Origin of the sequence: Shimia sp. MIT910701 (assembly GCF_047126315.1) — a bacterium.
Taxonomy (GTDB): Bacteria; Pseudomonadota; Alphaproteobacteria; order Rhodobacterales; family Rhodobacteraceae; genus Shimia.
Genome location: NZ_CP138953.1, coordinates 895,834 through 921,615, shown reverse-complemented (window position 1 = coordinate 921,615; position 25,782 = coordinate 895,834). Strand labels below are relative to the sequence as shown.

Genomic DNA, 25,782 nt, shown 5'->3' with positions numbered 1-25,782 from the left:
CTATCGGGTTTCCCCACGGATGTCACCCCCAAAGCGCCGCAAACCCATGCAACAGAGCCGCAAATTGCCCCTCCCTCGCGGTAATCTGTTTTGCCCCACCGCATTGTTTGTGTAAGACCAAGATAAGACGACAGGAAAGACCACCCCATGATCCGACTTCTGCTTGCCGTTCTCTCGGTATGTCTCTTTTTGCCTTTGGCCGCTGTTCACGCGCAGGAGGCCGACACTGCTCCTGCCTCAGACACCATTTCTCAGCTTGTACAACAGGCCAGCGAAAGTGGCATGACTGTCATCATTTTGGATAGCAACGGCAACCCGATGGCGCCGGGCGAGCCCGCCGAACCCGTTGAGACAATCAACGAAACCACCAACATGACAACGGTGATGCGCCTGCAGTGGGAAATGGAAGGCTTCAACAAAGTCCTTCAGGATCGCATTGAGCACCTTCCTGTCGCCATCAACGAGGTACTCTTCATTCTGCGCGCCTCCAGCCCGGATGGCAGTATTCTCTTCTTTGCTAAACAACTGGTGATCACCCTGCTGTTGCTGGGCGTTGGTGTCATTTTTGAGAGGCAAGTCTACGGCCGGAGGTTGGCGGCACGCTTTGTTGTGCCATTGATCAGAGAAGTCCCAGAAGGATACACCCAGAAACTCCCGTTTTTGGTTGTGCGCTTTCTCGCCGGTGTTATCGGTTTGTTTGTGGGCATGGCTTTTGCGGCTCTGATTGGGTTGCTGATTTTTGGCCCCTCAGATGACACGGCCGTGCGTTTCACCAATGCTTCGATTTTTGCGGCCTACGCTCTGTCCCGCATGATCGCTTTGACTTGGCGCATGATCCTGTCGCCGTACCTGCCGCAGTATCGGATTCCGAAATTCTCCACCCATGACTCCAAAAAGCTGCACTACTGGGTCACTGGGCTGGGCATCGTCGATGTCACCACGATTATTTTTGGCGAATGGCTCAGTGAGCTGGGCCTGGTCTACGACGTCTATGCCGTGAACACTCTGGTGCTTTCCAGCCTCTTTGCTCTTGGCAACATCGCGCTGGTCTTTGCCAACTACCGCGCCATTTCTTTTGCCATTCGCAACGGCCGCGAAGCGGATCGCGTTCCTTTGGCAACCCGCTGGGCCAGCACCCTCTGGGCACCGATTTTCATTGTCTATGTGATTTACGGTTGGGCGCGCATGTCCTGGGATTTGATCCTCGGCAATGAGACAGAAATCCCCCTGATCGCGGGCGCCTATATGATCCTCACCGCCGTACTGGTGGTTTACGCCACCATCAACTTCGGCATCGAACGCTACTTTGAGCGCAACCGCGCTGTGAAGGAAATGAACGACGCGGCGGACGCGCTGCGCGATGAAGCCGTTGAGGAGGGCCATCTGTCCGAACAGCAGGAAGCGGAACTGTTCCAACTGGAAAACATCATCGACCACCGTCAGATGAACACCTTTGAAGAACTGGCACGGCGGATTTCCGGCGTGCTGGCGCTGGTCGCAGGTCTTTATGCTGCGCTCTACATCTTCAACGCCGACAACATCATGAACGAAGACATGGCCGGCGGGCGGTTCCTCGACGTGATTGTCATCCTCTTCCTGGGCTACATCGGTTTTCACGCGTTCCGCATCTGGATCGACAACCGCATTCGAGAAGAACAGCCAGACCCGTCAGAAGCAGGGGAACTCGGCGATGAGGGCGGCGGTGCCAGCGCCTCCCGTTTGGCAACTTTGCTGCCGCTGTTCCGCAACTTTGTCCTGCTGGTGATCCTGGTCACCATCATCCTGATTGTGCTGATGGAAATGGGCGTGAACGTCAGCCCCTTGTTTGCCGGTGCTGGTGTGGTGGGCTTGGCCGTCGGTTTTGGCGCGCAATCCCTGGTGCGCGACATCTTCTCCGGCGCGTTCTTCCTGTTTGATGACGCTTTCCGCAAAGGCGAATACATCGACATCGGCTCGGTGAAAGGCACGGTGGAAAAGATCTCCGTACGTTCCTTCCAGCTGCGCCACCACCTTGGCCCGCTGCACACCATCCCATTTGGCGAAATCCAGTATCTCACCAACTATTCGCGTGATTGGGTGATCATGAAGCTCAAGCTGCGTGTGACCTATGACACCGACGTGGAGCGCGTCCGCAAGCTGGTGAAAAAGCTTGGCATCGAATTGCTCGACGATCCGGTGATTGGCCACAACTTTATCCAGCCTTTGAAATCCCAGGGCGTGGTGGAGATGCAGGACAGCGCCATGATCATTCGGGTGAAGTTCATGACCAAACCGGGCGACCAATGGCTGGTGCGCAAACGGGTGTATCAGGAAATCCGCGAGCTGTTTGAGCGGGAAGGCATCAAATTTGCCCACCGCGAAGTCACCGTACGCATTGCCGATGATGCCAATGCCGAAGACCTCACCCCAAAACAGCGTGAAGCGGTTGTGGGTGCTGTGGAAGCGGCGATGGATGAAGACGCCATGGAAGGTGGTCCCGCTGGCGGGGATGACCGGTAAGCGCTGAACGCGCTATCAAAACAAGCAAAGGGCGCGTGTGACAAACACGTGCCCTTTTTCTTTGGCACTGGCTGTCTTTGCGGTGGCGTTAACCAAATGCAGTATACTCCTAAACGTGCACTTAAGAAGATACTTAGAATTTTAGCCAAATACTTGATGAATGAAGCTCAAAGGCACACACTCATCCCATGGCACATGATCTCGCATACGCTTACGACCTTCTGCAGGTCACACCCAATGCCTCCGAAAAGGAGATGCGGGCCGCGTGGCGCAGACTGGCGCGGCGCTATCATCCTGATGTGGCCAAAACCAATCCGGAAGAAGCCGCACGCCGCATGAGCGAGATCAACGCCGCTTATGATGCGGTGGCCCACCACATTGCGCGCCAAAACGCAGGCGCTGCGCCAAAACCAAGCCTCCACCGCCGCCCACGCACAGCGCGTCAGACCGCAGAATGTCAGGCATGGCGCCGCCAGCGGGACGCCATGGCGCGCAAAGCGGCCAAAGCGTGGAAAGCTGCGCAAGTAGTTGCGACACCTGAGCATGTTGAGCCAACCCCGCAACTGGACGCGCCAAAGCCACTCCAGATTGCGCCAAAGGCCGCTGCAAAGTGGAACCGGGCGGAACAATCCCTGATCAACTCAGCCCGCGCCGCATTTGAAGGCACCCGCAAGACGCTGGGCACCGGTGCGCCACGCCCGGTGTTCTCCGCCTGTCATTAATTTTCAGCGTTTTTAAAAATTGCCGAACCGCAGCCTTAGCTCCGGTTCGGGTCCATCGCGTCGCGCAAACCGTCACCAAAGAAGTTGAACGCCAGCACCACAATCACAATCGGCAGCATCGGGATCGCCGTCCAGGGGTAGATCTCGATCGAGGCCAGGTTCTGTGCGTCGTTCAGCATCACACCCCAGCTCACAGCCGGTGCCCGCAAGCCAAGCCCAAGGAAGGACAGCGCGGTTTCCCCCAAAATCATCGCCGGGATCGACAGGGTTGCGCTGGCAATCAGGTGGCTGAGGAAGTTGGGCAGCAGGTGTTTCTTGATCACGCGGCTGGGTTTCGCGCCCATCATTTCCGCTGCTTTCACAAATTCTTCCTCGCGCAGGCTGAGGAATTTAGAGCGCACGGCACGGGCCAACCCGGGCCAATCTAATATTCCAAGGATGATCGAGATGATGAAGAACACCGACACCGGCCCCCAATGCGAGGGCACCGCCGCCGACAAAGCCAGCCAAAGGGGCAGTTCCGGCAGGCTGCGCAGCACTTCGATCACACGGTTGATGATCCAATCGAGGAAGCCACCAAAGTAGCCGGCAATAGACCCAAGCACGATGCCAATCACAAAGGATACAGTGATACCCACCAGCCCCACGGTCAGCGACAGCTGCGCCCCATAGAGAATGCGCGAGAACACATCCCGCCCCAGCCGGTCCGCGCCAAACAGGAACATGGTGGCGCCTTCAGGGGCGCAGAACAGATGGGTGTTGGACGGGATCAAGCCAGCCAGCTTGTAGTCGGAGCCTTCGCAGAAGAATTCCAGCATCGCTGGGCTGCTGGTGTCCGGCACATATTTCCAACTGAAGCTCTCCAAGTCCATCTCTGCCGTGGTCGGATAGACATGCGGCCCGATGAACTTGCCTTTGTGGAAGAAATGCATGCCCTGCGGCGGGGCGTAGATGTAATCCTCCAGCCGCTCATTGGGCGAATAGGGCGCGATGAACCCCGCAAAAGGCAACGACAGGTAGGACAGCAACAGGAAAATGGCCGAAACCAAGCCCAGCTTGTGTTGCTTAAACCGCAGCCACAACAGCCGCGCATTGGACATGTCCAGCTCAGCGCTGCGCGCCTCGGCGGCGGCTTCGGGATCATACGGCGCCTGATCGACGTACCGGCCATCCGGTTGCATGGTCATCGCTCCCGCCCTCCAAATCGAATGCGCGGATCAAGTAGCGCCAGCAACAGGTCAGAAATCAGCGTACCAATCAACGTCAGCAGCGCCACAAACATCAGCACAAAGGCCGAGAGGAACAAGTCTTGCGATTTCAGAGCAGAGAGCAACAGCGGCCCAATGGTCTGCAAGCCAAGCACCACGGACACAAGAACCGAGCCAGACACCAAAGACGGCAACAGCGTGCCAATGTCCGCGACAAAGGGGTTAAACGCCACCCGCAGCGGGTATTTGGTCAGCATGCGCGGCTCGCTCATGCCCTTGGCCCGCGCGGTCTCCACATAGGGTTTGCCCAGCTCATCCAAGAGGTTCGCACGCAGACGCTGCATCATCGCCGCCGCGCCGCTTGTCCCGATCACAAAGGTCGGAATAATCAGGTGAATGAGCACCGACTTCATTTTGTCAAAGCTCATCGGCTGGCCTTCGTATTGCGGGTCCATCAGGCCGCCGATGGGCAGGTTGAGATAGCGGTTGCCGTAATAAAACAGGATCAGCGCCAGCAGGAAGTTTGGCGTCGCCAAACCCAAATAGCCGACAAAAGCCGAGGTATAATCCACCCAGGTTTTCGACTTCGCCGCCGCCAGAATGCCCAGCGGCAAAGCCACCGCATAGATGAACAGCACCGCCGCGAGGTTGACCAGAACGGTCATCCACAACGCCCCGCCCACCAAATCAGCCACCGGCTTGTCAAACTCAAACGACCAGCCAAACTCGCCTTGCAACAGCCCGGCAAACCCATGCGGCCCCGGCATAAACCCGGCCCAGATCAGGTATTGCTTCCACAATGGCTGATCGAGCGAATACTCCGCCCGCAGGAATTCTGCCTTGGCGATACCCGCTGACTGGCCCGTGGCCCGCAACTCGTTGATCTGGTTGGACAGGTAGTCCCCCGGCGGCAGGGTGATGATCAAAAACACCAGCACCGACACCACCGCGAGGGTCGCCAGCATGGTCAGAAACCGGAAAACTGCAAACCGCAGCAGAGCCATTCTGCGCTCCTATTCTGCGAAGAAAAATTCATCAGGGCGATGCACCCCGAAATGCGCGCCCGGCGACCAGGCCCAGATGGCTTTCTCCGGCACATTGCGCAGGTTGTTACTCACTACAACCGGCTGCGGCGCGCCATTCAGAATGCCAATGGCAAAGACGTTGTCGGCGTGAATATCCACCATCTTCTGCCAGATCAGGCCACGATCCACCGAGGAATAGGCCTTGGTCCATTGATGTGCCAAGTCATTGAGCTCAATCGCCGCCGGCAAATCAGGTGGCTCGCCCACGGCGCCGTGGTTCTGATGGTACTGCCCCCACTTTGGCCAGGCCTGAAACGCCTGATCCCAAGGCGCCAGATAGGCAGGGGAGGTATAAGGCTGCGGCAACCCGTTGTCCCAACCAAACCAGGTCGAGGCCATGGTTTCCCCGGCATACACACGGTTGCGCAGGATGTCGCGCTCCAACGGACGCATGATCAGCTTCACGCCAATCTCGGCCCAGTTGTCGGTGATGATCTGCAGCGCGTTTTCCACTTCCTGACGCTCACCCGCAGTCTCAATCACCACCCAGGCCGGACGGCCATCAGGCAACAAGCGGAAGCCATCTTTGTCCCGCTTATCCATGCCCATCTCGTCAAGCAGCGCGTTGGCCATTTCCAGATCGCGGATCGCCCAAGCATCGCGGTTCTCTTCTTTAAAGAACGGGCTCACCGGCAGAACCGTCATGCCACCGGGCTTCGCCAAACCAAAATACAGACCCTTGTTGATGGTCTTGCGGTTGATCGCCAAGGACAGCGCCCGGCGGAAGCGCACATCGCGCATGGTCTCGCGCCAACCGTCATCGTTGTAGTTCAGGTTGGGGTAAATCGCGATCTGGCTGGCGGTGCCATTGCCCCACAGCTTGGTCTGATAGCCACCCGACGCTTCGCCCTTTTTCAAGATCGCCGCGTCTTTGAAATCCAGACCGCGCGCCTGCAGGTCTACCTCACCGGCATTGGCTTTGGCCGCCACAAGCCCCGGTGCCACCACCTGCATTTCGACCACGTCGATATAGGGCAGCTGCACACCATTGGCATCGACACGGTGATAGTAAGGGTTGCGCACAAACAAGAACCGGCTTTTGCCGTCTTTGGTCGCCATCATCCAAGGCTGCAACGTCGGCAGATCCGGATTGTCGAACTTATACATGTTGTCTTGACGGTTGTGCAGCGCCGCCCAGCTGCGCACCCGCGCCTCATACAGGCGCTCACGCAGTTCTTCTTCGTCGGTGTAGGCCGCGTGGTAGGGCTTCAGGTAATGCGACGGGCGGTAGATAAACGGGGGCCGCGCCTCGGCCAGCATCTGCAAAAACTGCGGATTGGGCTTGGACCACTCATAGATAACCGTATGTGCGTCCGGGAAGCTGACCTTGGGCAGCTCGCCTTCGACCCGCAGGAAATCCACCGGACCGGAGGGCGACAACAGCTCGTTGTTGGCCACGTCTTCCCACCAGTAGCGGAAATCCTCGGACGTAAACGGATGCCCGTCAGACCACTTGTGCCCCGGGCGCAGATGCATGGTGAACTTCTTGTCGTCCTCATTCTCAATGCTCTTGAGAATGTCGGCGACCAGCTCATAGCGTTCGTTGAACCCCACCAGGCGCGCATAGCCGTAGACCACCATCTGACGCACGTCTTTGGAGCGCGTCACCATGGTGCGCAGAGTGCCGCCTTGCTGGCCCAGCTCACGATTGCGCAGCTTGAGGTCGACAGTTTTGGGTGCCTCGGGCACGCGCTCCGCCACCGGAGGCAAGCTGCCTGCGTCCACATCGGATTGCCAGAACGCGCTCTCCTGATACTCGGCCTGCGCCGCGCTTAGGCCGAATACGGCAAACGCCGCCGCAAGGATCGGGGTTTTAAACATGGGCACGCACCTTATGTCCGGGGTCGGTTTCGGTCAGCGGAGGGGCATCCGCGCCGACAAATCTGAATTCTTCGGGCCAGGACGACGGCTCGCCCGCCCCCTGCGCCACAATCTTGAGGTCAATGGGCCGGGAGATATCCGGCTCTGGCTGCGCCGCGATCAGCGCCTTGGTGTAAGGGTGTTTCGGATTGTAGAACAGCTGCTCCGGCGGGCCTTGTTCCACCACCAGACCGGAACGCATCACCGCCACCTCGTCCGCAATCCGCGCCACAACGGCAAGGTCGTGGCTGATGAACAGATAGCTCAGGTTCAACCGGTCGCGAATGTCTTCAAGCAGCTGGAGCACCTGCTCCTGTACCGACACATCAAGCGCGGAGGTCGGCTCGTCGCATACCAACAGGATCGGGTTCAACATCAGCGCGCGGGCAATCGACAAACGCTGCCGCTGCCCACCCGAAAACGCATGCGGATAGCGGGTGAGCATGTTTTCGTTCAGCCCAACCCATTTGAGAATTTCCACCGCCCGATCAATCCGATCACTGGGCGAACCAATGCCGTGAATCTCGAGAGGCTCACACAGCGCGTCTTTCACCCGCATCCGCGGATTAAGCGTGCTGTAGGGGTCTTGAAAGACCATCTGCGCCTTGCGCTGAAACTTCAGCCGCGCGTCGCGGTCCAAGTCTTGTAGATTCACCGGCTCCGAATCTGCCGTCTCCCGAAACAGGATCGACGCCCCCGCGTCCGCCCGCTCCGCGCCCAGCGCCATGCGGGCACAGGTGGTTTTGCCCGACCCGGACTCGCCCACCACGGCCAGCGTCTTGCCACGCTCCACGCCAAAATCGACACCGCGTACGGCGTTCACCACCGTCTTGGGCTTCCACGGCGCGCTGCCTTTGAGAATGTAGGTCTTGTTGACGTCGCGCATTTCCAAAATGTAATCGCGATCAGCCTCATCGGGCCGATCCGCGGGCGCGGCCGGAATCTCCGGCGCCGCCGCCATCAGGTCTTTGGTGTAGGGATGTTTGGGATCGCCAAGGATCAGCTCGGCAGAGCCGCTTTCCATCACCCGGCCGCGGTTCATCACAACCACGTCATCGGCCATGTTGGCGACCACCCCGAGGTCATGGGTAACCAAAACCACCGCCATGCCATACTCGGCCTGCAGGTCTTTGATCAGGCCCAACACCTGCGCCTGCGTGGTCACATCCAGCGCTGTTGTCGGCTCATCCGCGATCAGAATATCAGGCCGCCCAACCATCGCCATCGCGATCATCGCCCGCTGCCGCATCCCGCCAGACAACTCAAACGGATAGCTCTCATAAACGCGTGCCGGATCAACAAAGCCCACACGCTCAAACATCGCCAGCACACGTTTCTTGCGTTCCGTCGCGCTAAAGTCCCGGTGCAGCTTCAACGCCTCTGACACTTGGTTGCCAATCCGGTGCAGCGGCGACAAAGAGCGCATAGGCTCTTGAAAGATCATCGAAATCCGGTTGCCGCGAACGTCCTGCATCTTCCGTTCGCTGAGCGACATCAGGTCGACCGGATGCCCCCCCTCGCGATCACACAGCACAATCGACCCCGACCGTACCTGCGCCGCCGCCGGCAAAATCCGCAACGCGGACCGGCAACTCAAGGTCTTGCCCGAGCCACTTTCGCCCACAAGCGCCAAGGTCTTTCCGGCCTCAACCGTAAAGCTGACATCCTCGACCACAGGGGCATCGCCCCCAAAGCCAATACTCAGGTTTTCAACAGTCAGAAGTGCCGTCACACCAAGTTCCCTCGCCACGCTCTCGTTATTATCCACCACGTGGCGGAGCGCCTTGCGTTAACTCAACATGATTATCCCTGTCGGAGCAAGCATCTAGGCTGTCCCTACCTGCCTTCCGCCTCAGATTTGTGCGCCAATCGCGAAAACCGCGCCCTTGCAGACGCACCTTAGGCAATCCCGCCTTGCAATGTTCTGGACCGGATGCGACTAAACAGTCATATTAAACCAAGAGCATATAACTGCCCGCGTGTTCTTTGGACCCATTTTAGAACCATATCCTTTGGCAATTGGCGCAGCCCCGCTGCGGAGACATAGATGACGACAGAGACTTCCAGCTTCTTGGCCTTTGCCGAACGCCGCTTTCGTCTAAGTGGCCGTGCCCTGATCGAAAATGGTCATCCTTACTTCGTTCCCACCGACGCCTTGGAAGCCCGCGCAGACCAGTGGTCGGGCGGCTACCTGTCGATGTCGCACTACGACTATCTCGGCCTGATGCATCACCCCAAAACTGTCGCCGCCGCCAAAGACGCAATTGACGCGCAAGGCACAGGCGTGGGCGCCTCACGCCTTGTGGGTGGCGAACGTCTGGCCCACCGCGCGCTGGAAGAAGACATGGCGGATTTTCTGGGTGTGGGCGGCGTGCTCTCCGTGATCTCGGGCTACCTCACCAACGTGTCCGTTATTGGCCTGCTGCTGGGGCCGCGTGATCTGGTTCTGGTGGATGAGCTTTCCCACAACTCCATTGTAGTCGGCGCGCGCGGCGTGAAAGCCCGCATGGAAACCTACGCCCATAACGATCTGGATGATCTCGAACGTCTGCTGCACAAACACCGTGCCGACTATGGCCGTGTGCTGATCTGCACCGACGGTCTGTTCTCCATGGATGGGGACATCACCGACCTGCCGCGCCTGCTGGACATGAAAGACGCCTACGACGCCTGGCTTCTGCTGGATGAGGCGCATTCCTACGGCGTGCTGGGCGCAACCGGCCGTGGCCTGTGTGAACACTTTGGCGAAGACCCCAAACGCGTGGAAATTGCCATTGGCACCCTGTCCAAGAGCTTTGCCTCTTCTGGTGGGTTTGTGGCCGCCAATGCCGACGTGATTGAATGGATGCGCTTTTGCCTCCCCGGCTTTGTCTATTCCGTCGGCCTGCCCCCCGCGACCACGGCAAGCGCGCACGCCGCCCTGCGACTATTGCGGGAGGAACCCGAACGCGTCACCAAACTGCGTGCCAACTCTCAGTATTTCATGCGCAAAGCAGCCGAGGCCGGATTGAACACCGGCACGGCCATTGGTGAGGCCGTGGTGCCCATCCTGTTTGAAACCCCTGACGACTGTGTCTTTGTTGCCGAAGCCCTGATGCAGAAAGGCATCTACGCGCCACCGGTGGTGCATGTCGGCATCCCCAAAGACATGCCACGCATCCGCTTCTTCATTTCCGCCGCCCACTCCGAGGCGGACATCGACCGTGTGATAACAGCTGTTGCGGCGGCCCACACCACGGCCACCGCCACCCGACAACGGCTCAGCGCGGAATAACGACATGACCGGGCACGCACTCACGACTTTGCCGCGCCTGTGCCGGGCGATGACGGGCATCTGCCTGCTGGCCCTTGTGACGCTCTTGCTTCCCCTGTCTGCATCAGCGGCCAAACCCGCGCTCACCCATCTGTCGCGCAGCGAAACCCCGCAGCTGCCGCATGTGAACCGCGCGTTTCGGTTTCCCTCTGACGCGCATCAACTGTTCTTTCTGCAACGCACGCTGAACGCCAATACCGTGGTCTACACCGCGCATTTTGACAAAGCCGGCAACCTGAACCCCGACGCACCGGTGGCGGTCTACTGGCGTCGGTTTCAGGAACAGGGGCAGGTCATGGCCCTGCGCTGGTATGAACGCGCCTTTGGCTTTGGCGTGCGTGTCCAAAATACCGCCAATCCACAAACGCTACGTCTGACCTTCAATGGGCTGAAATCCCAACAATTGGAATTGCGCCAGACCGCCCCGTTCAAAGCCGCGCTGTTTGCCCGCATCGAAGACCGTGAGTATCGCCTGATCTACGCCTATCTGGACGTGGACGAGAGCGGCCTTTTTCCCAAAGTCACGCGCCTGCGCCTCTATACAAACGACCCGCAAACCGGTCTTTATGTCACTCATACCATTGCCGTTTCCGGCGGAGCTTATACCGAATGACCCACGCCTCAGCTTCCTCCCCCATCCGCACCGTCATTGTTGGCGTTGGCAATTGCGCCAGCTCGCTGATCCAGGGGGTGTCCTACTGCCGGGCCTTAGGTGATCAGGCCGTGGGGGTCAGTTTTCCGGAGCTGGCGGGGTACACCCCGGGAGACGTGGAGCTGGTGGCCGGGTTTGACGTCGACAGCCGTAAGGTCGGCAAAACCCTGGGCGAAGCCGCCTTTGCCGCACCCAACTGCACTGAACAATTCCACACCGATCTGGCGGATCAAACTGCCCCCGTGCTGCGCGGCCCCGATCTGGATGGTGTGGCGGCGCATATGCTGGCCAATCCCGCAGACCGCAGCTTCCGCCTGTCGGACGCGCCCGCGCTAAGCAAAGACGAGATCGTCGCCAAGCTTAAAGAATTCAACGCGGACGTCATGATCATCTTCCTGCCGGTTGGCTCCCAACAGGCGGTGGAGTTCTACGTCGAATGCGCGCTGGCCGCAGGCGTGGCGGTGGTCAACGGCATCCCCGTGTTCATCGCCTCCCATCCGGTTTGGGCCGAAAAATTCCGCGCCGCAGGTCTCCCGATCCTTGGCGATGATTTCAAAGCACAGATGGGCGCCACCATCCTGCACCGCACCCTCGCCAATCTGGCGGAAATGCGCGGCGTGGAGATCGACCGCACCTATCAACTCAACGTGGGCGGCAACACCGACTTCCTCAACATGAGCGAAAACGCCCGCCTGACCAACAAACGCGAAAGCAAGACCGAGGCGGTGCAATCCGCCATGGAGCAGCGGCTGGACGAAAACGACATTCGCATCGGCCCGTCCGATTATGTGCCGTGGCTCAAGGACCGCAAAGTGGCTTATGTGCGTCTGGAAGGCCGCCTGTTCGGCGGCGCGCGTACCAACATCGAAGTGCGTCTGGACGTGGAAGACAGCCCCAACGCCGCCGCCGAAGCGCTGGTGGCCATCCGTTTGGCGCGCATCGCAAAGGATCGCGGTTTGGCGGGCCCCATTTCCGAGGCCTCTGCCTTCCTGTTCAAACACCCGCCGGAACAGATCGAAGACACCGACGCGCATGACGTGGTTCTGCGCTTTGTGAACGACGAGGCCTGATGCCCGCGGCCTTCATAACCGGCGGCTCTAGCGGCATTGGCTTTGCCGCCGCTTGGGAGCTGGCGATCAAAGGCTACAGCCTCGCGCTGTTTGCGCGCGACGCTGCCAAACTTCTGGCCGCCCGAGACGCGCTGCTGGAGGCGGCCCCGGACATCGAAGTTGAAGTCTTCGCCGTAGATGTGGCCAACCGCGCAAGCTTTGTCGAAGCGCTAAAAGCGGCAGTGCGCAAAATTGGCCCACCGGACATGGCCATTGCCAGTGCGGGCATCGCCGAGCCGGGCCTGTTCCGCGAGCAAAGCTTTGAACAGCATCAGCGCCATATGGACGTGAACTATTTTGGCACGCTCACCTTCATCGAGACCTTGCGTGGGCCCATGGCAGCCTCGGGCGGCGGGCGCTTTGGCCTGATCGCCTCCGGTGCGGCTTTCTTTGGCATCTACGGCTATGGTGCCTATGCGCCCTCCAAATTTGCCCTGCGCGGATTGGCGGAAATCCTACATCTGGAGTTAGAAAACACCAACATCTCGGTGACGCTGATCTACCCACCGGACACCGACACGCCCCAGCTTGAGGCGGAAAAACGCACCAAGCCTAGCGCCACGCAAGAAATCACCGAAGGTGGCGGATTGTGGCAGCCGGTGGATGTGGCTGGCCGCCTGATCAAAGGCATGGAAGAGGGCAAACCGGTGGTCACACCGGGGCCGCAAATGCTGCTGCTGAACGGTCTCAGCAGCCTGATTTCGCCCATCCTGCGCTGGCATCAGAGGCGGATCATCCGCAAACACGAGGCCAAATGACCACCCTCACGTTACCCCAGGTTACCACCGCAATTGTCGCCATCTACGCCTTTGGTTTTGGCATCATTGCCGTACTCGCAATGATCCCCGCCCGCCGCAAAGACGCGATTGAGTTTGGCAAAACGCTCGGCACCGCCGTTGCCTTGATTGCTGTGCTGACGGCGCTGTTTTGGCTTGGAGATACCGCGCTATTCATCGCCCTTCCCGCAATCGTGGCGCGCATCAGCTACGAAGTTGTCTTTGTGCGCCTGCCCTCAAAACAAACCGCCTTCCTGCTCGGCCTCGCAGCAGCCGCATTGGCCTGTGCCGCCATGGTGTTTGAATGGGGTGGCTTGGCCGCTTTGGGCCTGTTTTTCATTGCCCTCGCCCGGCTGATCATCGGACGGCGCAAAGCCATCGCGTCCACGCTGGTCTTCCCAATCCTGCCCGCCTGCCTGCTGGCCTCAGGCACAGCCGACCCAGCCCTTGCCGCACTCCTGCTCGCCACCTACCTGATGGTGGAAATCTTCGACAGCTTTGCGCTGTTCTTCGGCGCCATGTGGGGCCGCACCAAAGCCTTCCCCACTCTCAGCCCCAACAAAACCGTTGAAGGCCTGCTCGGCGGCGGCTTCGCCCTGCTGACCCTCTCCCTGATCACCGCCGCCTTCCTCGACCTGCCACTCTTGCCCGCCGCCCTCACCGCGCTGCTTGTCGGTGTCCTCGCAGTGGTCGGCGACCTCGCCGCCTCGCGCCACAAACGCATCGCAGGCGTGAAAGACTTCCCGCAAGTCCTGCCCCGTCAGGGCGGCCTTTTGGACAGTCTCGACAGCTGGATCGCCGCCGGCGCGGGCATCACCGCCCTGCACACAGTCACGCAACTGTGGTGAGACCCTTGCCAGCCCCCGCCTTGGCAGAGACACTCACCCCATGAGACAACACCGCCCTCACACACGCAAATTTGTGCTGCCCCTGCCCCGGCTGCCAATTGTGCGCGTGCTGGGCAAGCCGTTGATCTTGCGGCTGTTGCTGCTTCTTTTGGTGATCGAAGCCATATTCCTCGCCGAAAGCTTCACCACTCTGATGGAGCATGCCCTACGCTACGAAGGCACCGCACGCGACGTGCTGCATTTGCTCAGCTTCAAGACACCCGAGATCCTCGACCTCGCCCTCGCCATCAGCCTGCTGATCGCCACCTATTTTGCCACGCAGGACGCCCGCAATCGCGGCGAGCTGGTGATCCTCGCCACCGCGGGCATCCACTGGGGCCGCGTGATCGCCTTTGTGCTGCTGCTGGGCACCTGCGGCGGGTTGCTCAGCTTTCTCAACGCCGGGCTGGTGCTGCCGATGGCCAAATACGGCGAACGCCTCGCCCTCGCCGCGCTGCAAAAAGACCACGTGCTGTCCCGCATCAACACCAGCACCGATCACACCACCCTGCAAACCATCCGCGACACCACTTTCATTGCCACCCCACCGCAGGACGCAGCCCAGTCTCGCGGCCAGCTGTTTGTGTTTCAGCCAAATCAAAACGGCAACTGGCGGGTGGCGCAATCGCAGGACTGGCAGGTCACCGACCCAGCCCCGGCCGATACCCACACCATCACGCTCCAATCACTTTCTGTGCTCGAAGCGCCCTACCCAAGTGGACAACCCAAACCGCTCAACCGGTTTAAGACCGCCCAAGCCAGCTTTGCCTTTCAAATGGCGGACGCCCTGCCCACACCGGACACCACCCGCACCGCCGCGGAGCAACTGCTGGATCTGAACGCCAATCAACCCGCCCAACTCACCCGCCTTGTCACTCGCGCGCTGATGGTGCCCATGGCAGGGCTGCTGGCCTTGGCCGCCTTGCTGATCGGGGGCGCGGGTCCTTGGCGTCATGCCGCCCTGCCCTTGGTCGCGCTGCTGATGATGTCCGTCGATGTGGCCAGCCGCGCCCTGCTGGCGGAATGGTCCGCCACATTCCCAACACCAGTTCTCTTGCTGCTTGCACTGGCCTTTTACCTCGGCCCTCCGCTCACCTACCTGCTCTGGCGCGGCGAAGCGCTGATGACCCCGCAACGAGGCCGCACATGAGCTGGCGCCGTCACACAGGCTTGGCCGTGCGCGCCATGGTGCGCGGCGATCTCGCCGCCATTGGCTTCATGATGTTCATCCTGCTGGTTGTGGCCCTGACCATTGATCTGGCCAAATGGCTCGACACCGTCCGCGCTCGTGCGGAGGCCACGGACAGCCCGCTGTGGCAGGTGCTGTTGCCTTACATTGGCTACCGCAGCACCGACATCGTGACCCGCCTGCTGACAATGGCCTGCGTCGCGGGCGGCTTTGTGGTGACCCTGTTGCGCCATCAACGGCTGGATGATGTGGTGCTGGCCGCCGCGGGTGCCAGTCCAAGCCTGCGCCTCACGGCCCTGCTGATCTCTGGCCTATTGCTGGGCACCGTGCAAATGGCCGGTGAAAACTGGCTGCGCCCCACTGCGGTAGAGGCTCAAGTCGCGGCCAATCTCGGCGACTATGGCAACCGCTATTACGACACCGACGTGGGCACGCAATGGGTGCTCACCGACACCCGCGCCTTGCGCGCCACTGTCACCCGTGGCCCGGAGGCCCAGCTCAGCAACCTGATGCTGTTTTACGGCATCGATCAGCCAGCGCTCACCCACGTTTTGCACGCAAACACCGTCACCCCACGCGGCCTGTTAAATGTCTGGACCCTCAAAGACGTGACCATTTGGGACACCACCAAAAAGTCACCAGAGATAGAGCCCAAACTCGACCTCGCGCTGAATATCTCCGCTGAAAAGCTGCGCTGGTACGGCATCGACGGCTACTACCTGCCCAACGACGTCGCCCGCATCATTGCCGCCACCGACACGTCTGAGGCCACCCCCACGGCCACAGACGCAGGCACCGCACTCGCCGTGCGCAAGGTTGCGATCTTCTTGCCCAGCATCTTTGCCTTCTTGGGTGTCAGCCTCGCAAGCCTCGGCACCCAAGGCCGCCGCTTGTCGCCGTTCAAACTGCTGGCGCTCGCCACGGTAGGCTACCTCGCTGTGGTGTCCGTGAAAGTCTTCTGGGCGCTTGGCATCCATGGCGTTGTGCCACCCATGCTGGCCGCCACCCTGCCCGCGTTCTTTGCGCTTGGCCTCGCCACGCTCCTGCAACTGTATCAAGCTGGTTACCTGCCACACCTGCGCCGCACCACACGGAGCCTGCCATGAAGATTGTGCAGCTGACGCCCTACGCCATGGACCGCCCCGGCGGGGTGCAAAGCAACATCCGTGACCTCGCCGCTTGGTGCCGTACCCAAGGCCATGAGGTGCGCATCGTCGCGCCGCCGGGTAATCCGGCGCACAAAGAAGAGGGCCTGATGACGGTTGGCAGCGCCCGACCGTGGTCGATCCATGGCACCAGTTTCGAGGTCAGTCGCGCCACGCGCCAAGACATCAAAACCGCCGTGTCAGAGCTGCGTGACTGGGGCGCGGAGGTCATCCACATGCACACGCCATGGACCCCGCTTTTGCCGTGGCAGATGTGGCGCGCCCTCAAGCTGCCCAGCATCGCCACCTTCCACGCCACCCTGCCGGAAGGCGCGGGGTTCGACCCCATGTCCGCCGCTCTGCGCCGCGTGGGCCACTACTTCAACCGTAGCATCAGCCGCGTAGTCGTGCCGTCCATGGCGCCGTTTCGCCAATGGGAGGCCGCCGGTGCCAATCCTGTGCCCGTCATCTTGCCGCCCAGCATCGACCTGTCAGACTGGCGCGCCGCAGGAGAGTCTGCAAAGCCATCCAAAGCCTTCCGCGTGGTCTACATGGGGCGTTTGGAAGCCCGCAAAGGTGTGTCTGTTCTGCTCGACGCTTGGCACACCGTGACCACAGCCGTCCCCAACGCTGAATTGATCATCGCAGGCGCAGGCGAAGAGGAACCCGCCCTGCGCCTGCAAGCGGCCAACTTGCCGAACATCACCTTCAAACCGCCGCCCAGTGATGCCGAAGCCCGCGCCCTCATTGCCTCTGCTGATGTCTTCGCCGCTCCTGCCTTGCATGGCGAGAGCTTTGGCCTTGTGCTGATCGAGGCCATGGCCGCAGGCACCCTGCCAGTCGCCGCCGCCAACGAGGGCTTTGCCACCGTGATGACCGGAATAGGTGCGGACCTGCTGGTGCCGCCCGGAGACGCCGCCGCTCTGGCGCAAACGCTGATCAACCTGGCAAATGATCCCGACAATCGAGCCCGATTGAGCAAATGGGCGAGCAAACACGCCATGGAATTTGACGTTGCCACCGTAGGCCCCGAATACGTGAAATTATACGCACAGGCCTTGGCCGCCCCGACCTAAGGCGTTCCGGCCCTTGCCAAACTTGCCGACCGCATGCCACACCTGACTCAAGATTTTTGCCTGTGACAGGCGCTTTTTTAGGACGACGTTTTTTGAGGTGCGCCGCGTGACAAAGGGCGATTTGGTCATATCAGCCGACTTTGGCACCTCCGGCGTGAAGGTCGGCGTGGTGGACAGCAGCCTCTCTGTTTTGGCCCGCGTCACCGAGAGCTATCCGTTGGTTCTGAAAACCGGCGGCATCGCCGAACAATCCCCCGACGATTGGTGGGGCGCATTGGCCCATGCGCTGGCCACCCTTCGCCAAGAGGTGCCGGACCTGTCCAAACGCGCCGCCGCACTGGTGTTTTCCTCGCAACTCTGCGGGCTGGTCTGTTGCGACGCCAATGGCACGCCCCTGCGGCCTTGCCTGACATGGCTCGACAAACGCGCCGCCCCTTTGGGCAAAAAACTCACCGGCGGCTTTCCGGAGGTGCATGGCTATAACCTCCCACGCCTGCTCAAGTGGCTACGCCTGGCCAATGGCGCGCCCGCCAAAAACGGCATGGACCCCACCGCAAAGATGCTCTGGGTGATGCGGCAGGAACCGGAAATCTACGCCAAGACCCGCTGGATGGTGGATGTGAAAGACTGGCTGGTGCACCGCGCCACCGGCGAGATGACCACCAGCCCCGAAAGCGCCAATCTCAGCTGGGTCATGGACAGCCGCACCGGCCGCGAAGGCTGGTCCGATGCGCTTTGCGCCTTCACCGGCATCGAGCGCGCCAAACTGGCCCCGATCACCCAAGCCGACACCATCGTGGGCACCCTCACGCCCCAGGCTGCCGCCGAGCTTGGCCTCGACGCCACGGTCAAAGTCTTGGGGGGCACGTCTGATGTAATGGCCTCCGCATTGGGTTCCGGCGAAGTGAACGACGGCGCGCTGCACATCTCGGTGGCCACCTCCGCCTGGATCGCAGGGTTCTTCCCCACCCGCCGCCTGTCTGTGGCGCATTCCTACGCCACCATCACCTCCGGCCTCGGCTACCGCCCCCTGCTGATCGCCAGCCAGGAAAACGCCGGGTCCGCGCTTGATTGGGTCTGCCAACTCACCGGCAACGGCGCCAAAGACACCCGCTTTGCCGCCATCGGCACACCCCAAGATGATGACCCGTTCTTTCTGCCCTGGCTCGCGGGCGAACGGGTGCCGGTGGACAACTCCGCCCTGCGCGGCACCTTCCACGGCCTGAGCCTGCACCACGACAAAAATGCCCTGCGCCGCGCCACCATCGAAGGCGTTGCGCTCAATCTCCGCTGGGCCATGTCCAAAGTCGCCCGCGAGAAAGGCGCCCAAACCCTCGGCCCGCTCTCCATTGTCGGTGGCGTCGCCTCTGACCCGGTCTTTGCCCAAACGCTGGCCGACGCGCTCAACCGCGACATCCGCGTCTGCTCCGCCCGTCACGCCGGTATGCTTGGCACCGCCACATTGGCCGCGCCACTGATGGGCTGGGCAGGTAGTGTGTGCGATGCCGCCGCCACGCTCAAAACCCGCACCTCCGCCAGTTACACGCCTAACCCAACACGCACCGCCCAACTCGCCGCCCGCGCCGAACAACTCGCCAAAATCCGCCGCCTCGCGATCCGCAGCTACACCTGAAGGACACCGCCATGATTGATGGCCTGATGAAATCCACCATCGACCCGCTGTGGGAGGCCATGGCCACCCCCTTGGTCAAAGCCCGCCTGACACCCAATCAGGTTACCTTCATCGGTCTGGTGCTGATCCTCCTCGTTTCGCTGGCCTATCTCTGGCACCAATCGCCCGCGCTGTACGGCGCAACCCTGATCGTGGCCTTTGTGTTTGACGCGCTGGACGGGGCGGTCGCCCGCCGTCGCAACATGTCCACCAAAGCCGGCGGCTATTTTGACGCCATGGTCGACCGCTACCAAGAGCTCGCCGTGCTCGCCACGCTGGCGCATATTCATGACGCCTGGCCGCTGGCGCTGGCCTGTTTCTCAGGCTCGATCATCACCTCCTACGCCAAAGCCCGCACCGCCATCGAAATGCCCGTGTCCAACACCGACTGGCCCGACTTCTTTGAGCGGATGGAGCGCGTGATCTACCTCTGCGCCATGCTGCTGATCGCAGGCGTGCTCGGCGACACCGCCATCCTCTGGGGCCTTGCCGGGTTTGCCATTCTTGCCCACGTCACCGCGCTACAACGCGCCCGCCGCGCCACACAGATGCTGCGCGCTCAGGACGCCTCCAGCGACGAATAGTGCGCCCGGCTTGCCTTCCAGGCACACCACATATCCGGAGCATAGCTCATCACGTAAAACAAAAACGAACTCAGAAGAAACAACTCCGTGCTGACATAGGCCAAATAGACCTCGAACCGGATCGAGTCTGGCGCATAGCCCTTCCCCAAAAACAACGCCAAGTAAGCCAGTCCCAGATAAATCGGCACCCAAACGTACACCCGCCGCCACCCGGCAAACCGCGGTGACCAAACGCGCCCGGCGACTTGACCTTCTGGACCCAATGCGGCGTAGCTGCGGGACAACACCTCGCCAAAGACCACAACAAAGGCTTGGCTGAAGAAGAACAAATAGCTACCCGCCATATGCTCATCACGAAAATGCGGAAACCTGTATTGGCTTAGGATCACCAGACCAACACAGGCCAAGAGTTGCAGCACCACTACGATCCAGGTGAGCACGGCAATCCGCCGCGTGCCATTGCCGCTGGCTTGCAGCTCCCGCAAAGTTGGAAGCGTCAACAGGCACACGCCGACAAACAGGACCGGCGCGCCAAGCAAAAGCCAATCCGCAAAAGGCTCGCCAATGCGCGGATCCCCAATGGACTCGCTGATGGTGTACGGCCGCTCGGCGGTTTTCTCCGGGTAAAACCCCGCAAATTTCCACCGCGCGGGATAGATTTGCGCATTCACCAACAGGGTGACAAATCCGGTTGTGACCAAAGACACCAGCATCGCCCAACCAGTGCTCAGCGCCGGGCGCCATTGCGTTTCACTCATACCTTCAAACCTCTTTGCGGCGCGGCATACGCTCATCTGACACGATGCGCCCCGAGTCCATTTTGATCAAGCGATCACATTTCCCAAATTGGTGATCATCATGTGTCACCGCTACGACAAGCCGCCCCGATGCTGATAATTCCGGCATCAACACGTCATAAAAGAACGCCCGGTTGGCCGGGTCCTGATCGGCAGCAAATTCATCCAGTACAATGATCGGCCGCTGCTCTGCCAAAGCCACGGCCAGTGCCAAGCGGCGGCTTTGCCCGGCCGACAAAGACGTGTTGGAAAACTTGTCGCCCAACAACTGCACCCGCTGCGCCAGCCCCAGCTGCGCAATTCGCGTTTCCAATTCCCCCAGCTCCGCGGCGGTCAGCCCATAGGCATGGTCAAACAGGTGGTACTGCGCAAACACCGCCGAAAACAGCTCGCGATAGCTGGCGGTTGTGCTGTCCGTCAGCCCGGCACCATCCAGCGTGATCTCTCCCGCCTCAGGATGCCGCATCCCGGTAATCAGCGACAACAGCGTGGTTTTGCCAGAACCATTGCCCCCACAAATGAACACCGTCTCTCCGGGGTGAAAGGTCAGGTCAATCGGCCCCAGATGAAATGGCACCACACCGTCGCGCGCCTCGCCAACATTGGCCTCAACACCACGCAGTGCAATTTCGTCAAAGCTTCTGCGCAACTCAGGCGCCGCCGTCAGCGCCAAACTCTGCGCCGCACTCAACTCCATCTCCACAGCTTTGATCTTGTAAAAACTGTTCTCCGCCCGGCTCAAAACCGGCAGCGTGTTGAACACCAACTCCGTCGGACCGTTCACCAGAAAGATGATGGTCAGCACCTGGAACATCACAATCGCATCGCCGCCCTGCAACTGTGGCAGCACAATCACCACAAAACACATCAACAGCGCCACCGCGACCTGCCCGCCGCCGGTGCTGGCCGCAAACAACCGTTCAGAGCGCATTTTATGCGCCACCTGCGCCGCAATCACGTCTTTGGTTTCCGCCTCCAGCGCCGCGCGCCGACTGGCCCGCAGCCGCAGCTCTTTCCAGCCACCCAACATATCACTAACACGGTCACAATAGGCGGCAAAACTGTCGGACGCCTTTAAGGCCCAAACCCGCGCGGGGCCGTCCATCAAGGCAAATCCAATCCCACCAAGTGCAATGGCCGCCACGGCGGCGACACCGGCGATCCAGCTCACGAAAAACAAGTAGGGAATGGCAAACAGCAGCACAATCGCCGCACCAATCGCCTCCACCAAATGGATCACCGCCTGCGCCAGTTGGTTCACCTCCGCCGTCATTGCGCCATAAACTTTGCCGTGCCGTCCAGAGATCAGGAAATCGATGTTGGCCCGCAGCAGCAGCTCGGACAAGCGGAGGCGCATCTGCGCCTCAATGCGGGTGATCAATGTGAAGGCCCGCACCTTTTGCAGGTACGCCGACACAACCATGCCCGCTGCACAGAACAGCAACAGCCAAACGGACCAACCCAGCCCCTCGGCATGGCTGCGCGCGGTTTCGTTGATGGCAAAGATCATGCCCGCACGGCTTATCCCGGAGATCAACGTGAGGAAAACAATTGGGTCGCGCAGGCCCAGACCGGCATCCAACAGGAACCGTGCCACCTCTGCCCGCTGCCGCAAAACGTCGGCCACACCCGGCTTACCGGCGCTGTCTGATATATCCGCGTTTGAATTCATGTCTAAAATATTTGGCCTTCACGCCCTTGCGTTAACGGTTTTTGCCCGCAAAACCGCCACCTCCGCAATACAGTCGCGATACCGACACACTACCGACGTTGCAATTTTGGACCGGTTTTTCGCGCTTTTGCCCCGAATCTCAGGCCAAAGTCGCCGGGAACCACACGCGGAATTCGGTGCCTTGGCCAACCAAGCTGTCCGCCTCGATCTCTCCATCGTAGCGCTCCACCAGCTTGCGGGTGATCGACAGGCCCAAACCGGTGCCTTCGCCTTGTTTTGTTGTAAAAAACGGATCAAATATCCGGGCCAAAACGTCACTGTCCATGCCCATTCCTGTGTCTTTCACAAAGAGCAGAACCCCCGCTTTTCCATCCCGATCCGCGTCTAATGCCCCCACGGTCAAAGCCCCGCCCTCTGGCATCGCGTGGATCGCATTGACCATCAGGTTGATCAGGATTTGTTGCAGCTCCGTGCGGTGGATCGAGATTGCCTTAAGGCTTTCAAGCTCCAGCGAGAGCGCGATATGCCCTTTGCTCAGCAAATGCTGCACAAGCGGCAACGTATCCGTGATGATGTCGGCGGGGCGATGCTCCTCGCTGCCCTCGGCATATTCGTCCGGCCGCGTGAACTGTAAGAGCTTGTTCACAATCAGGAAAATCGAATGCGTCTGCTCATCAATCAGCCGCAACTCAGTCTTCACCAGGTCTGCATCGTCGCCCAATTGCACCCGCAAAACATCCAGATTGCCCTGAATCACCTGCACCGGATTGTTGATCTCATGCGCGATCCCGGCCGCGATCTCGCCCACGGCGGCCAATTTCTCAGACACCACCAACTGTTTCGAGGTCGCCTCAAGCCGCCTATTGGCGTCTTCCAGGTCCCGCGTCCGCGCCACCACCCGCCGCGTAAGTTCCCGATCTCGCTCCTGAATTTGCTCCAGCAGGTTGTCCATCTGCGCCGCAACACGGCCAATTTCACCGCCATCCTCAACCCGCGTCCGCGCGTTCAGATCGCCCTCCTCCACTCGTCCAATGGTCCGCACCATCCGCTCCAGTGGTGCAAAAATCTGCCGCGCCCAGCGCAGGAAAATTGGCACGGAAATCAGAATGATAACCACAAAAGCAACGGCAAAAGTCAGGATGGTCGAGAACTTCGCATCCCGAAACGGCTGATCCAGAAAACCCACATAAAGCATGCCAACCCGCTGTCCAAAGCTGTCGATGATCGGTTCATAGGCCGAGATGTACCAGTCGTTCACCACAAAGGCCCGATCCAGCCAAACCTCGCCACGTTCCAGCACGGTTTCATAGACCGCCGCCGACACCCGCGTGCCTAGGGCGCGCTCGTCCTGAAACAGGCGCACATTGGTGGAAACCCTTACGTCTTCTAGGAAAAGCGTCGCTGTGCCTTGGCTGCCTTCGGTCAAACTCGCAGTGGGATAGACCAGATCGTTGATTGTATCGATGAAGGTCAGATTGCGGTTCAACAACACGCCCCCAACCAGCGCCCCGCTACGGCCGCTGCCCTCAACCGGTGTGGCGGCATGCACCACCATACCCCGGGTTTCCTCGGTGCGTTCTGTCGGCACAGCCGCCTGCGTGGACACCAAATTGATCCTCGCCTTTTCCGCAAGATTGTCAGAGACTTGCCCTAGGTCAAACTCGCTAAAAATATCAATCTGCGCCGAGCCTGTGCCGGCCAATGCCTGCGACACCACCGGCCATTTGGTGAGCCCCATATCATCCACAAACCGCGGCGAGGACCACACCGCCCCGTCGGCGTTGATGTAGTAGAGAAAATCGAGCCCCATCTCGGCTTTCTTGTTGTCCAAAAGCGTCAAAACCGCATTGCGGTCTTGAGACACCACGCGATCCACAAAGGCAGAACTCTCCGCTAGCGCCTGCATCCGCAGGTCACTGTTTTCCAACAGTTGGCTAAGGAATTGCTGCGCGATGGTGAGCTCGCCATTCACTTTTGCAATCAACAGGTTGTCAAACCGCGAGGACCAGTTGACCGCCGTCACAATGAAGAACAGCGGCATGATCACCAGTGTTGGCAAAAGCGCAATGGCCAAAAGGCGCATCCGCACGGACGCGCCGCGACGCTTTGCTGGCGCCTGACGGGGAGGGCCTTGAGACTCTGAGGTCTCAGTCATTCCACATCGCACATTTGCGGTCGATGGTTTTGCGGGAAATGCCCAAGCGTCGCGCCGCCTCTGCCCGGTTGCCGTCGCAGGCATCCAACACTGTCAGGATATGCCGCCGCTCCACTGCCGCCAGGCTATCCACGGCCTCAACCTCTTCGTCCGATCCGCCCGCCGCAAACTCTGACGCCCATTCCCCCACAATCAGGGACCGTTCAATGAGATTGCGCAATTCCCGCACGTTACCGGGCCAGTCATAGCGCGCCATATTGAGCAAAACGCCCTCGGACAGGGTCAACGGCGGCACCCCCAATGACTTGGAAATCTGCTGAATGAACATCAACGCCAGCTCTTTCAAATCGCCATTGCGGGTGCGCAGCGGTGGCATTTGGATGTTGAGCACGTTGATCCGATGATAGAGGTCCTCGCGCAAGCGCCCTTCCTGCACCGCCGCTTCCATGTCTGCGTTGGTGGCAAACAGGAACCGCAGGTCCAGCGGGACTTCGCGCGATGAGCCAACCGGCCTGACTTTTCGTTGCTCAATCACCCGAAGCAATGCTGCTTGAACAGGCAGCGGCAATTCCACAATCTCATCAAGATAGAGCGTGCCGCCATTGGCGTTCATAAACACCCCGTCATGGCGCACCGTGCGTCCACCTGCGTCCTGGCGGATATGACCAAACAACTCATGTTCAATCATGTCCCCGGCAATGGTGGCGCAATTGATGGGCACAAAAGGCTTTTCCGCCCGAGGCGACATCATATGGATTGCGCGTGCGCAGACCTCTTTACCCGTGCCCGTGTCACCGGTCAGCAATACAGGTGTCGGCAAAGGCGCCGCCCGCGCCATGGTGGCACGGATTGTCTCAATCTCCGGCGAACTGCCCAACAGGCGCGAGCGCACCTGCTCATTGCCAGAGGCCAGCTCGTATTTCAGTAGGTAGTTTTCCCGCCGCAGGTTCACCCGATCCACACAGCGCGCCACGGCGTTGAGAATTTGATTGGACCGGAACGGCTTCAGGACAAAATCCACCGCGCCCGCGCGCATCGCCTCAATCGCCGTGTCCATATCGGCAAAAGCCGTGATCAAGATCGTGTCGGCAAAGAACCCCAACTTGCGCTGTTCGCTGAGCCATTCCAACCCCGTGGTGCCTGGCATCACCTTGTCCAGGATCACAATGTCAAAATGGTTCGCATCCAAAAGCCGGCTGGCAACCTCGGTATTAGCCGCCTGCTCGACACGGGCGACCACAGGCTCCAGTATTTTCACAATAAAATTGCGAATGCCCGGCTCATCATCAACCACCAGAACAGAGGCCGCAGACAGCCCCATGCCAAATTCGGAAGACGCGCGGTCTTTGCTCCGGGAGTGTGGTCGCTCGAGGTGGTTCAT

20 protein-coding genes are annotated in these 25,782 nt (G+C 60.2%); 12 read left to right on the top strand and 8 right to left on the bottom strand.

Features of this window, described 5'->3' with window-relative positions; all coding sequences use genetic code 11:
• The first annotated feature begins 147 nt into the window (after positions 1–147).
• Entirely contained in the window at positions 148–2,499 is a 2,352-nt protein-coding gene (locus tag SIB38_RS04395) for a mechanosensitive ion channel family protein (protein ID WP_412551498.1), read from the top strand.
• Positions 2,500–2,687: 188 nt separating this feature from the next.
• The gene (locus SIB38_RS04390) at positions 2,688–3,221 is read left to right on the top strand and encodes a J domain-containing protein (protein ID WP_412551497.1); all 534 of its coding nucleotides are present in this window, start codon (positions 2,688–2,690) and stop codon (positions 3,219–3,221) included.
• A gap of 35 nt (positions 3,222–3,256) precedes the next feature.
• On the opposite strand, the gene SIB38_RS04385 is transcribed toward SIB38_RS04390, so the two are convergent.
• The 4 genes from SIB38_RS04385 to SIB38_RS04370 are packed head-to-tail and all read right to left on the bottom strand — an operon-like array spanning position 3,257 to position 9,106.
• Positions 3,257–4,408 (bottom strand): ABC transporter permease, encoded by a 1,152-nt coding sequence (locus SIB38_RS04385; RefSeq protein ID WP_412551496.1) that lies wholly within the window; start codon positions 4,406–4,408, stop codon positions 3,257–3,259.
• The gene (locus SIB38_RS04380) at positions 4,405–5,433 is read right to left on the bottom strand and encodes an ABC transporter permease (RefSeq protein ID WP_168590753.1); all 1,029 of its coding nucleotides are present in this window, start codon (positions 5,431–5,433) and stop codon (positions 4,405–4,407) included. Before SIB38_RS04380 ends, SIB38_RS04385 begins: the two co-directional genes overlap by 4 nt.
• Positions 5,434–5,442: 9 nt before the next feature.
• Entirely contained in the window at positions 5,443–7,335 is a 1,893-nt protein-coding gene (locus SIB38_RS04375) for an ABC transporter substrate-binding protein (protein WP_294116661.1), read from the bottom strand.
• Positions 7,328–9,106, bottom strand: a complete 1,779-nt coding sequence (locus SIB38_RS04370) for an ABC transporter ATP-binding protein (protein ID WP_294116662.1) — start codon at positions 9,104–9,106, stop codon at positions 7,328–7,330. The genes SIB38_RS04375 and SIB38_RS04370 overlap by 8 nt, the downstream gene beginning before the upstream one ends.
• A gap of 315 nt (positions 9,107–9,421) precedes the next feature.
• Between SIB38_RS04370 and SIB38_RS04365 the strand changes: the two genes are divergently transcribed.
• The 10 genes from SIB38_RS04365 to SIB38_RS04320 all read left to right on the top strand — a co-directional run bounded on the left by SIB38_RS04365 (position 9,422) and on the right by SIB38_RS04320 (position 19,777).
• Positions 9,422–10,648, top strand: coding sequence for an aminotransferase class I/II-fold pyridoxal phosphate-dependent enzyme (locus SIB38_RS04365; RefSeq protein WP_412551495.1), 1,227 nt, complete (start codon positions 9,422–9,424; stop codon positions 10,646–10,648).
• A 4-nt stretch (positions 10,649–10,652) separates the two neighbouring features.
• Positions 10,653–11,300, top strand: a complete 648-nt coding sequence (locus SIB38_RS04360; protein ID WP_412551494.1) for a DUF4833 domain-containing protein — start codon at positions 10,653–10,655, stop codon at positions 11,298–11,300.
• On the top strand, positions 11,297–12,409 hold the full coding sequence (locus tag SIB38_RS04355) for an inositol-3-phosphate synthase (protein ID WP_294116665.1): 1,113 nt from the start codon (positions 11,297–11,299) through the stop codon (positions 12,407–12,409). Before SIB38_RS04360 ends, SIB38_RS04355 begins: the two co-directional genes overlap by 4 nt.
• A complete protein-coding gene (locus SIB38_RS04350; RefSeq protein WP_294116666.1) occupies positions 12,409–13,206 on the top strand; it encodes an SDR family oxidoreductase in 798 nt (265 codons plus the stop codon). Before SIB38_RS04355 ends, SIB38_RS04350 begins: the two co-directional genes overlap by 1 nt.
• Complete coding sequence (locus SIB38_RS04345) at positions 13,203–14,072, top strand: phosphatidate cytidylyltransferase (RefSeq protein ID WP_294116667.1); 870 nt, start codon at positions 13,203–13,205, stop codon at positions 14,070–14,072. Before SIB38_RS04350 ends, SIB38_RS04345 begins: the two co-directional genes overlap by 4 nt.
• A 40-nt stretch (positions 14,073–14,112) precedes the next feature.
• A complete protein-coding gene (locus tag SIB38_RS04340; RefSeq protein WP_294116668.1) occupies positions 14,113–15,261 on the top strand; it encodes an LptF/LptG family permease in 1,149 nt (382 codons plus the stop codon).
• On the top strand, positions 15,258–16,406 hold the full coding sequence (locus tag SIB38_RS04335) for an LptF/LptG family permease (RefSeq protein ID WP_294116669.1): 1,149 nt from the start codon (positions 15,258–15,260) through the stop codon (positions 16,404–16,406). The genes SIB38_RS04340 and SIB38_RS04335 overlap by 4 nt, the downstream gene beginning before the upstream one ends.
• Positions 16,403–17,521, top strand: a complete 1,119-nt coding sequence (locus tag SIB38_RS04330) for a glycosyltransferase family 4 protein (RefSeq protein WP_294116670.1) — start codon at positions 16,403–16,405, stop codon at positions 17,519–17,521. Before SIB38_RS04335 ends, SIB38_RS04330 begins: the two co-directional genes overlap by 4 nt.
• 106 nt (positions 17,522–17,627) lie before the next feature.
• Positions 17,628–19,154 (top strand): xylulokinase, encoded by a 1,527-nt coding sequence (locus tag SIB38_RS04325; RefSeq protein ID WP_412551493.1) that lies wholly within the window; start codon positions 17,628–17,630, stop codon positions 19,152–19,154.
• 11 nt (positions 19,155–19,165) lie between these two features.
• Entirely contained in the window at positions 19,166–19,777 is a 612-nt protein-coding gene (locus SIB38_RS04320) for a CDP-alcohol phosphatidyltransferase family protein (protein ID WP_294116672.1), read from the top strand.
• Here the strand turns inward: SIB38_RS04320 and SIB38_RS04315 are convergent.
• The 4 genes from SIB38_RS04315 to SIB38_RS04300 form a co-directional block, all read right to left on the bottom strand.
• Positions 19,753–20,535 carry a hypothetical protein gene (locus tag SIB38_RS04315; RefSeq protein WP_294116673.1) on the bottom strand — a complete coding sequence of 261 codons (783 nt, stop codon included), beginning with the start codon at positions 20,533–20,535 and terminating at the stop codon, positions 19,753–19,755. The genes SIB38_RS04320 and SIB38_RS04315 overlap by 25 nt on opposite strands.
• A gap of 4 nt (positions 20,536–20,539) precedes the next feature.
• Positions 20,540–22,246 carry a cyclic peptide export ABC transporter gene (locus SIB38_RS04310; RefSeq protein WP_412551492.1) on the bottom strand — a complete coding sequence of 569 codons (1,707 nt, stop codon included), beginning with the start codon at positions 22,244–22,246 and terminating at the stop codon, positions 20,540–20,542.
• Between the two features lie 139 nt (positions 22,247–22,385).
• On the bottom strand, positions 22,386–24,401 hold the full coding sequence (locus SIB38_RS04305; protein ID WP_294116675.1) for a cache domain-containing protein: 2,016 nt from the start codon (positions 24,399–24,401) through the stop codon (positions 22,386–22,388).
• Positions 24,394–25,782, bottom strand: coding sequence for a sigma-54-dependent transcriptional regulator (locus SIB38_RS04300; RefSeq protein WP_412551491.1), 1,389 nt, complete (start codon positions 25,780–25,782; stop codon positions 24,394–24,396). The genes SIB38_RS04305 and SIB38_RS04300 overlap by 8 nt, the downstream gene beginning before the upstream one ends.

What these genes read in the sequence shown, in the direction of transcription:
- SIB38_RS04395 (WP_412551498.1), top strand. Translation starts at nt 148, where the DNA reads ATGATCCGACTTCTGCTTGCCGTTCTCTCGGTATGTCTCTTTTTGCCT.
- SIB38_RS04390 (WP_412551497.1), top strand. Translation starts at nt 2,688, where the DNA reads ATGGCACATGATCTCGCATACGCTTACGACCTTCTGCAGGTCACACCC.
- SIB38_RS04385 (WP_412551496.1), bottom strand. Translation starts at nt 4,408, where the DNA reads ATGACCATGCAACCGGATGGCCGGTACGTCGATCAGGCGCCGTATGAT.
- SIB38_RS04380 (WP_168590753.1), bottom strand. Translation starts at nt 5,433, where the DNA reads ATGGCTCTGCTGCGGTTTGCAGTTTTCCGGTTTCTGACCATGCTGGCG.
- SIB38_RS04375 (WP_294116661.1), bottom strand. Translation starts at nt 7,335, where the DNA reads ATGTTTAAAACCCCGATCCTTGCGGCGGCGTTTGCCGTATTCGGCCTA.
- SIB38_RS04365 (WP_412551495.1), top strand. Translation starts at nt 9,422, where the DNA reads ATGACGACAGAGACTTCCAGCTTCTTGGCCTTTGCCGAACGCCGCTTT.
- SIB38_RS04360 (WP_412551494.1), top strand. Translation starts at nt 10,653, where the DNA reads ATGACCGGGCACGCACTCACGACTTTGCCGCGCCTGTGCCGGGCGATG.
- SIB38_RS04355 (WP_294116665.1), top strand. Translation starts at nt 11,297, where the DNA reads ATGACCCACGCCTCAGCTTCCTCCCCCATCCGCACCGTCATTGTTGGC.
- SIB38_RS04350 (WP_294116666.1), top strand. Translation starts at nt 12,409, where the DNA reads ATGCCCGCGGCCTTCATAACCGGCGGCTCTAGCGGCATTGGCTTTGCC.
- SIB38_RS04345 (WP_294116667.1), top strand. Translation starts at nt 13,203, where the DNA reads ATGACCACCCTCACGTTACCCCAGGTTACCACCGCAATTGTCGCCATC.
- SIB38_RS04340 (WP_294116668.1), top strand. Translation starts at nt 14,113, where the DNA reads ATGAGACAACACCGCCCTCACACACGCAAATTTGTGCTGCCCCTGCCC.
- SIB38_RS04335 (WP_294116669.1), top strand. Translation starts at nt 15,258, where the DNA reads ATGAGCTGGCGCCGTCACACAGGCTTGGCCGTGCGCGCCATGGTGCGC.
- SIB38_RS04330 (WP_294116670.1), top strand. Translation starts at nt 16,403, where the DNA reads ATGAAGATTGTGCAGCTGACGCCCTACGCCATGGACCGCCCCGGCGGG.
- SIB38_RS04320 (WP_294116672.1), top strand. Translation starts at nt 19,166, where the DNA reads ATGATTGATGGCCTGATGAAATCCACCATCGACCCGCTGTGGGAGGCC.
- SIB38_RS04315 (WP_294116673.1), bottom strand. Translation starts at nt 20,535, where the DNA reads ATGAGTGAAACGCAATGGCGCCCGGCGCTGAGCACTGGTTGGGCGATG.
- SIB38_RS04310 (WP_412551492.1), bottom strand. Translation starts at nt 22,246, where the DNA reads ATGAATTCAAACGCGGATATATCAGACAGCGCCGGTAAGCCGGGTGTG.
- SIB38_RS04305 (WP_294116675.1), bottom strand. Translation starts at nt 24,401, where the DNA reads ATGACTGAGACCTCAGAGTCTCAAGGCCCTCCCCGTCAGGCGCCAGCA.
- SIB38_RS04300 (WP_412551491.1), bottom strand. Translation starts at nt 25,782, where the DNA reads ATGAACCACCTCGAGCGACCACACTCCCGGAGCAAAGACCGCGCGTCT.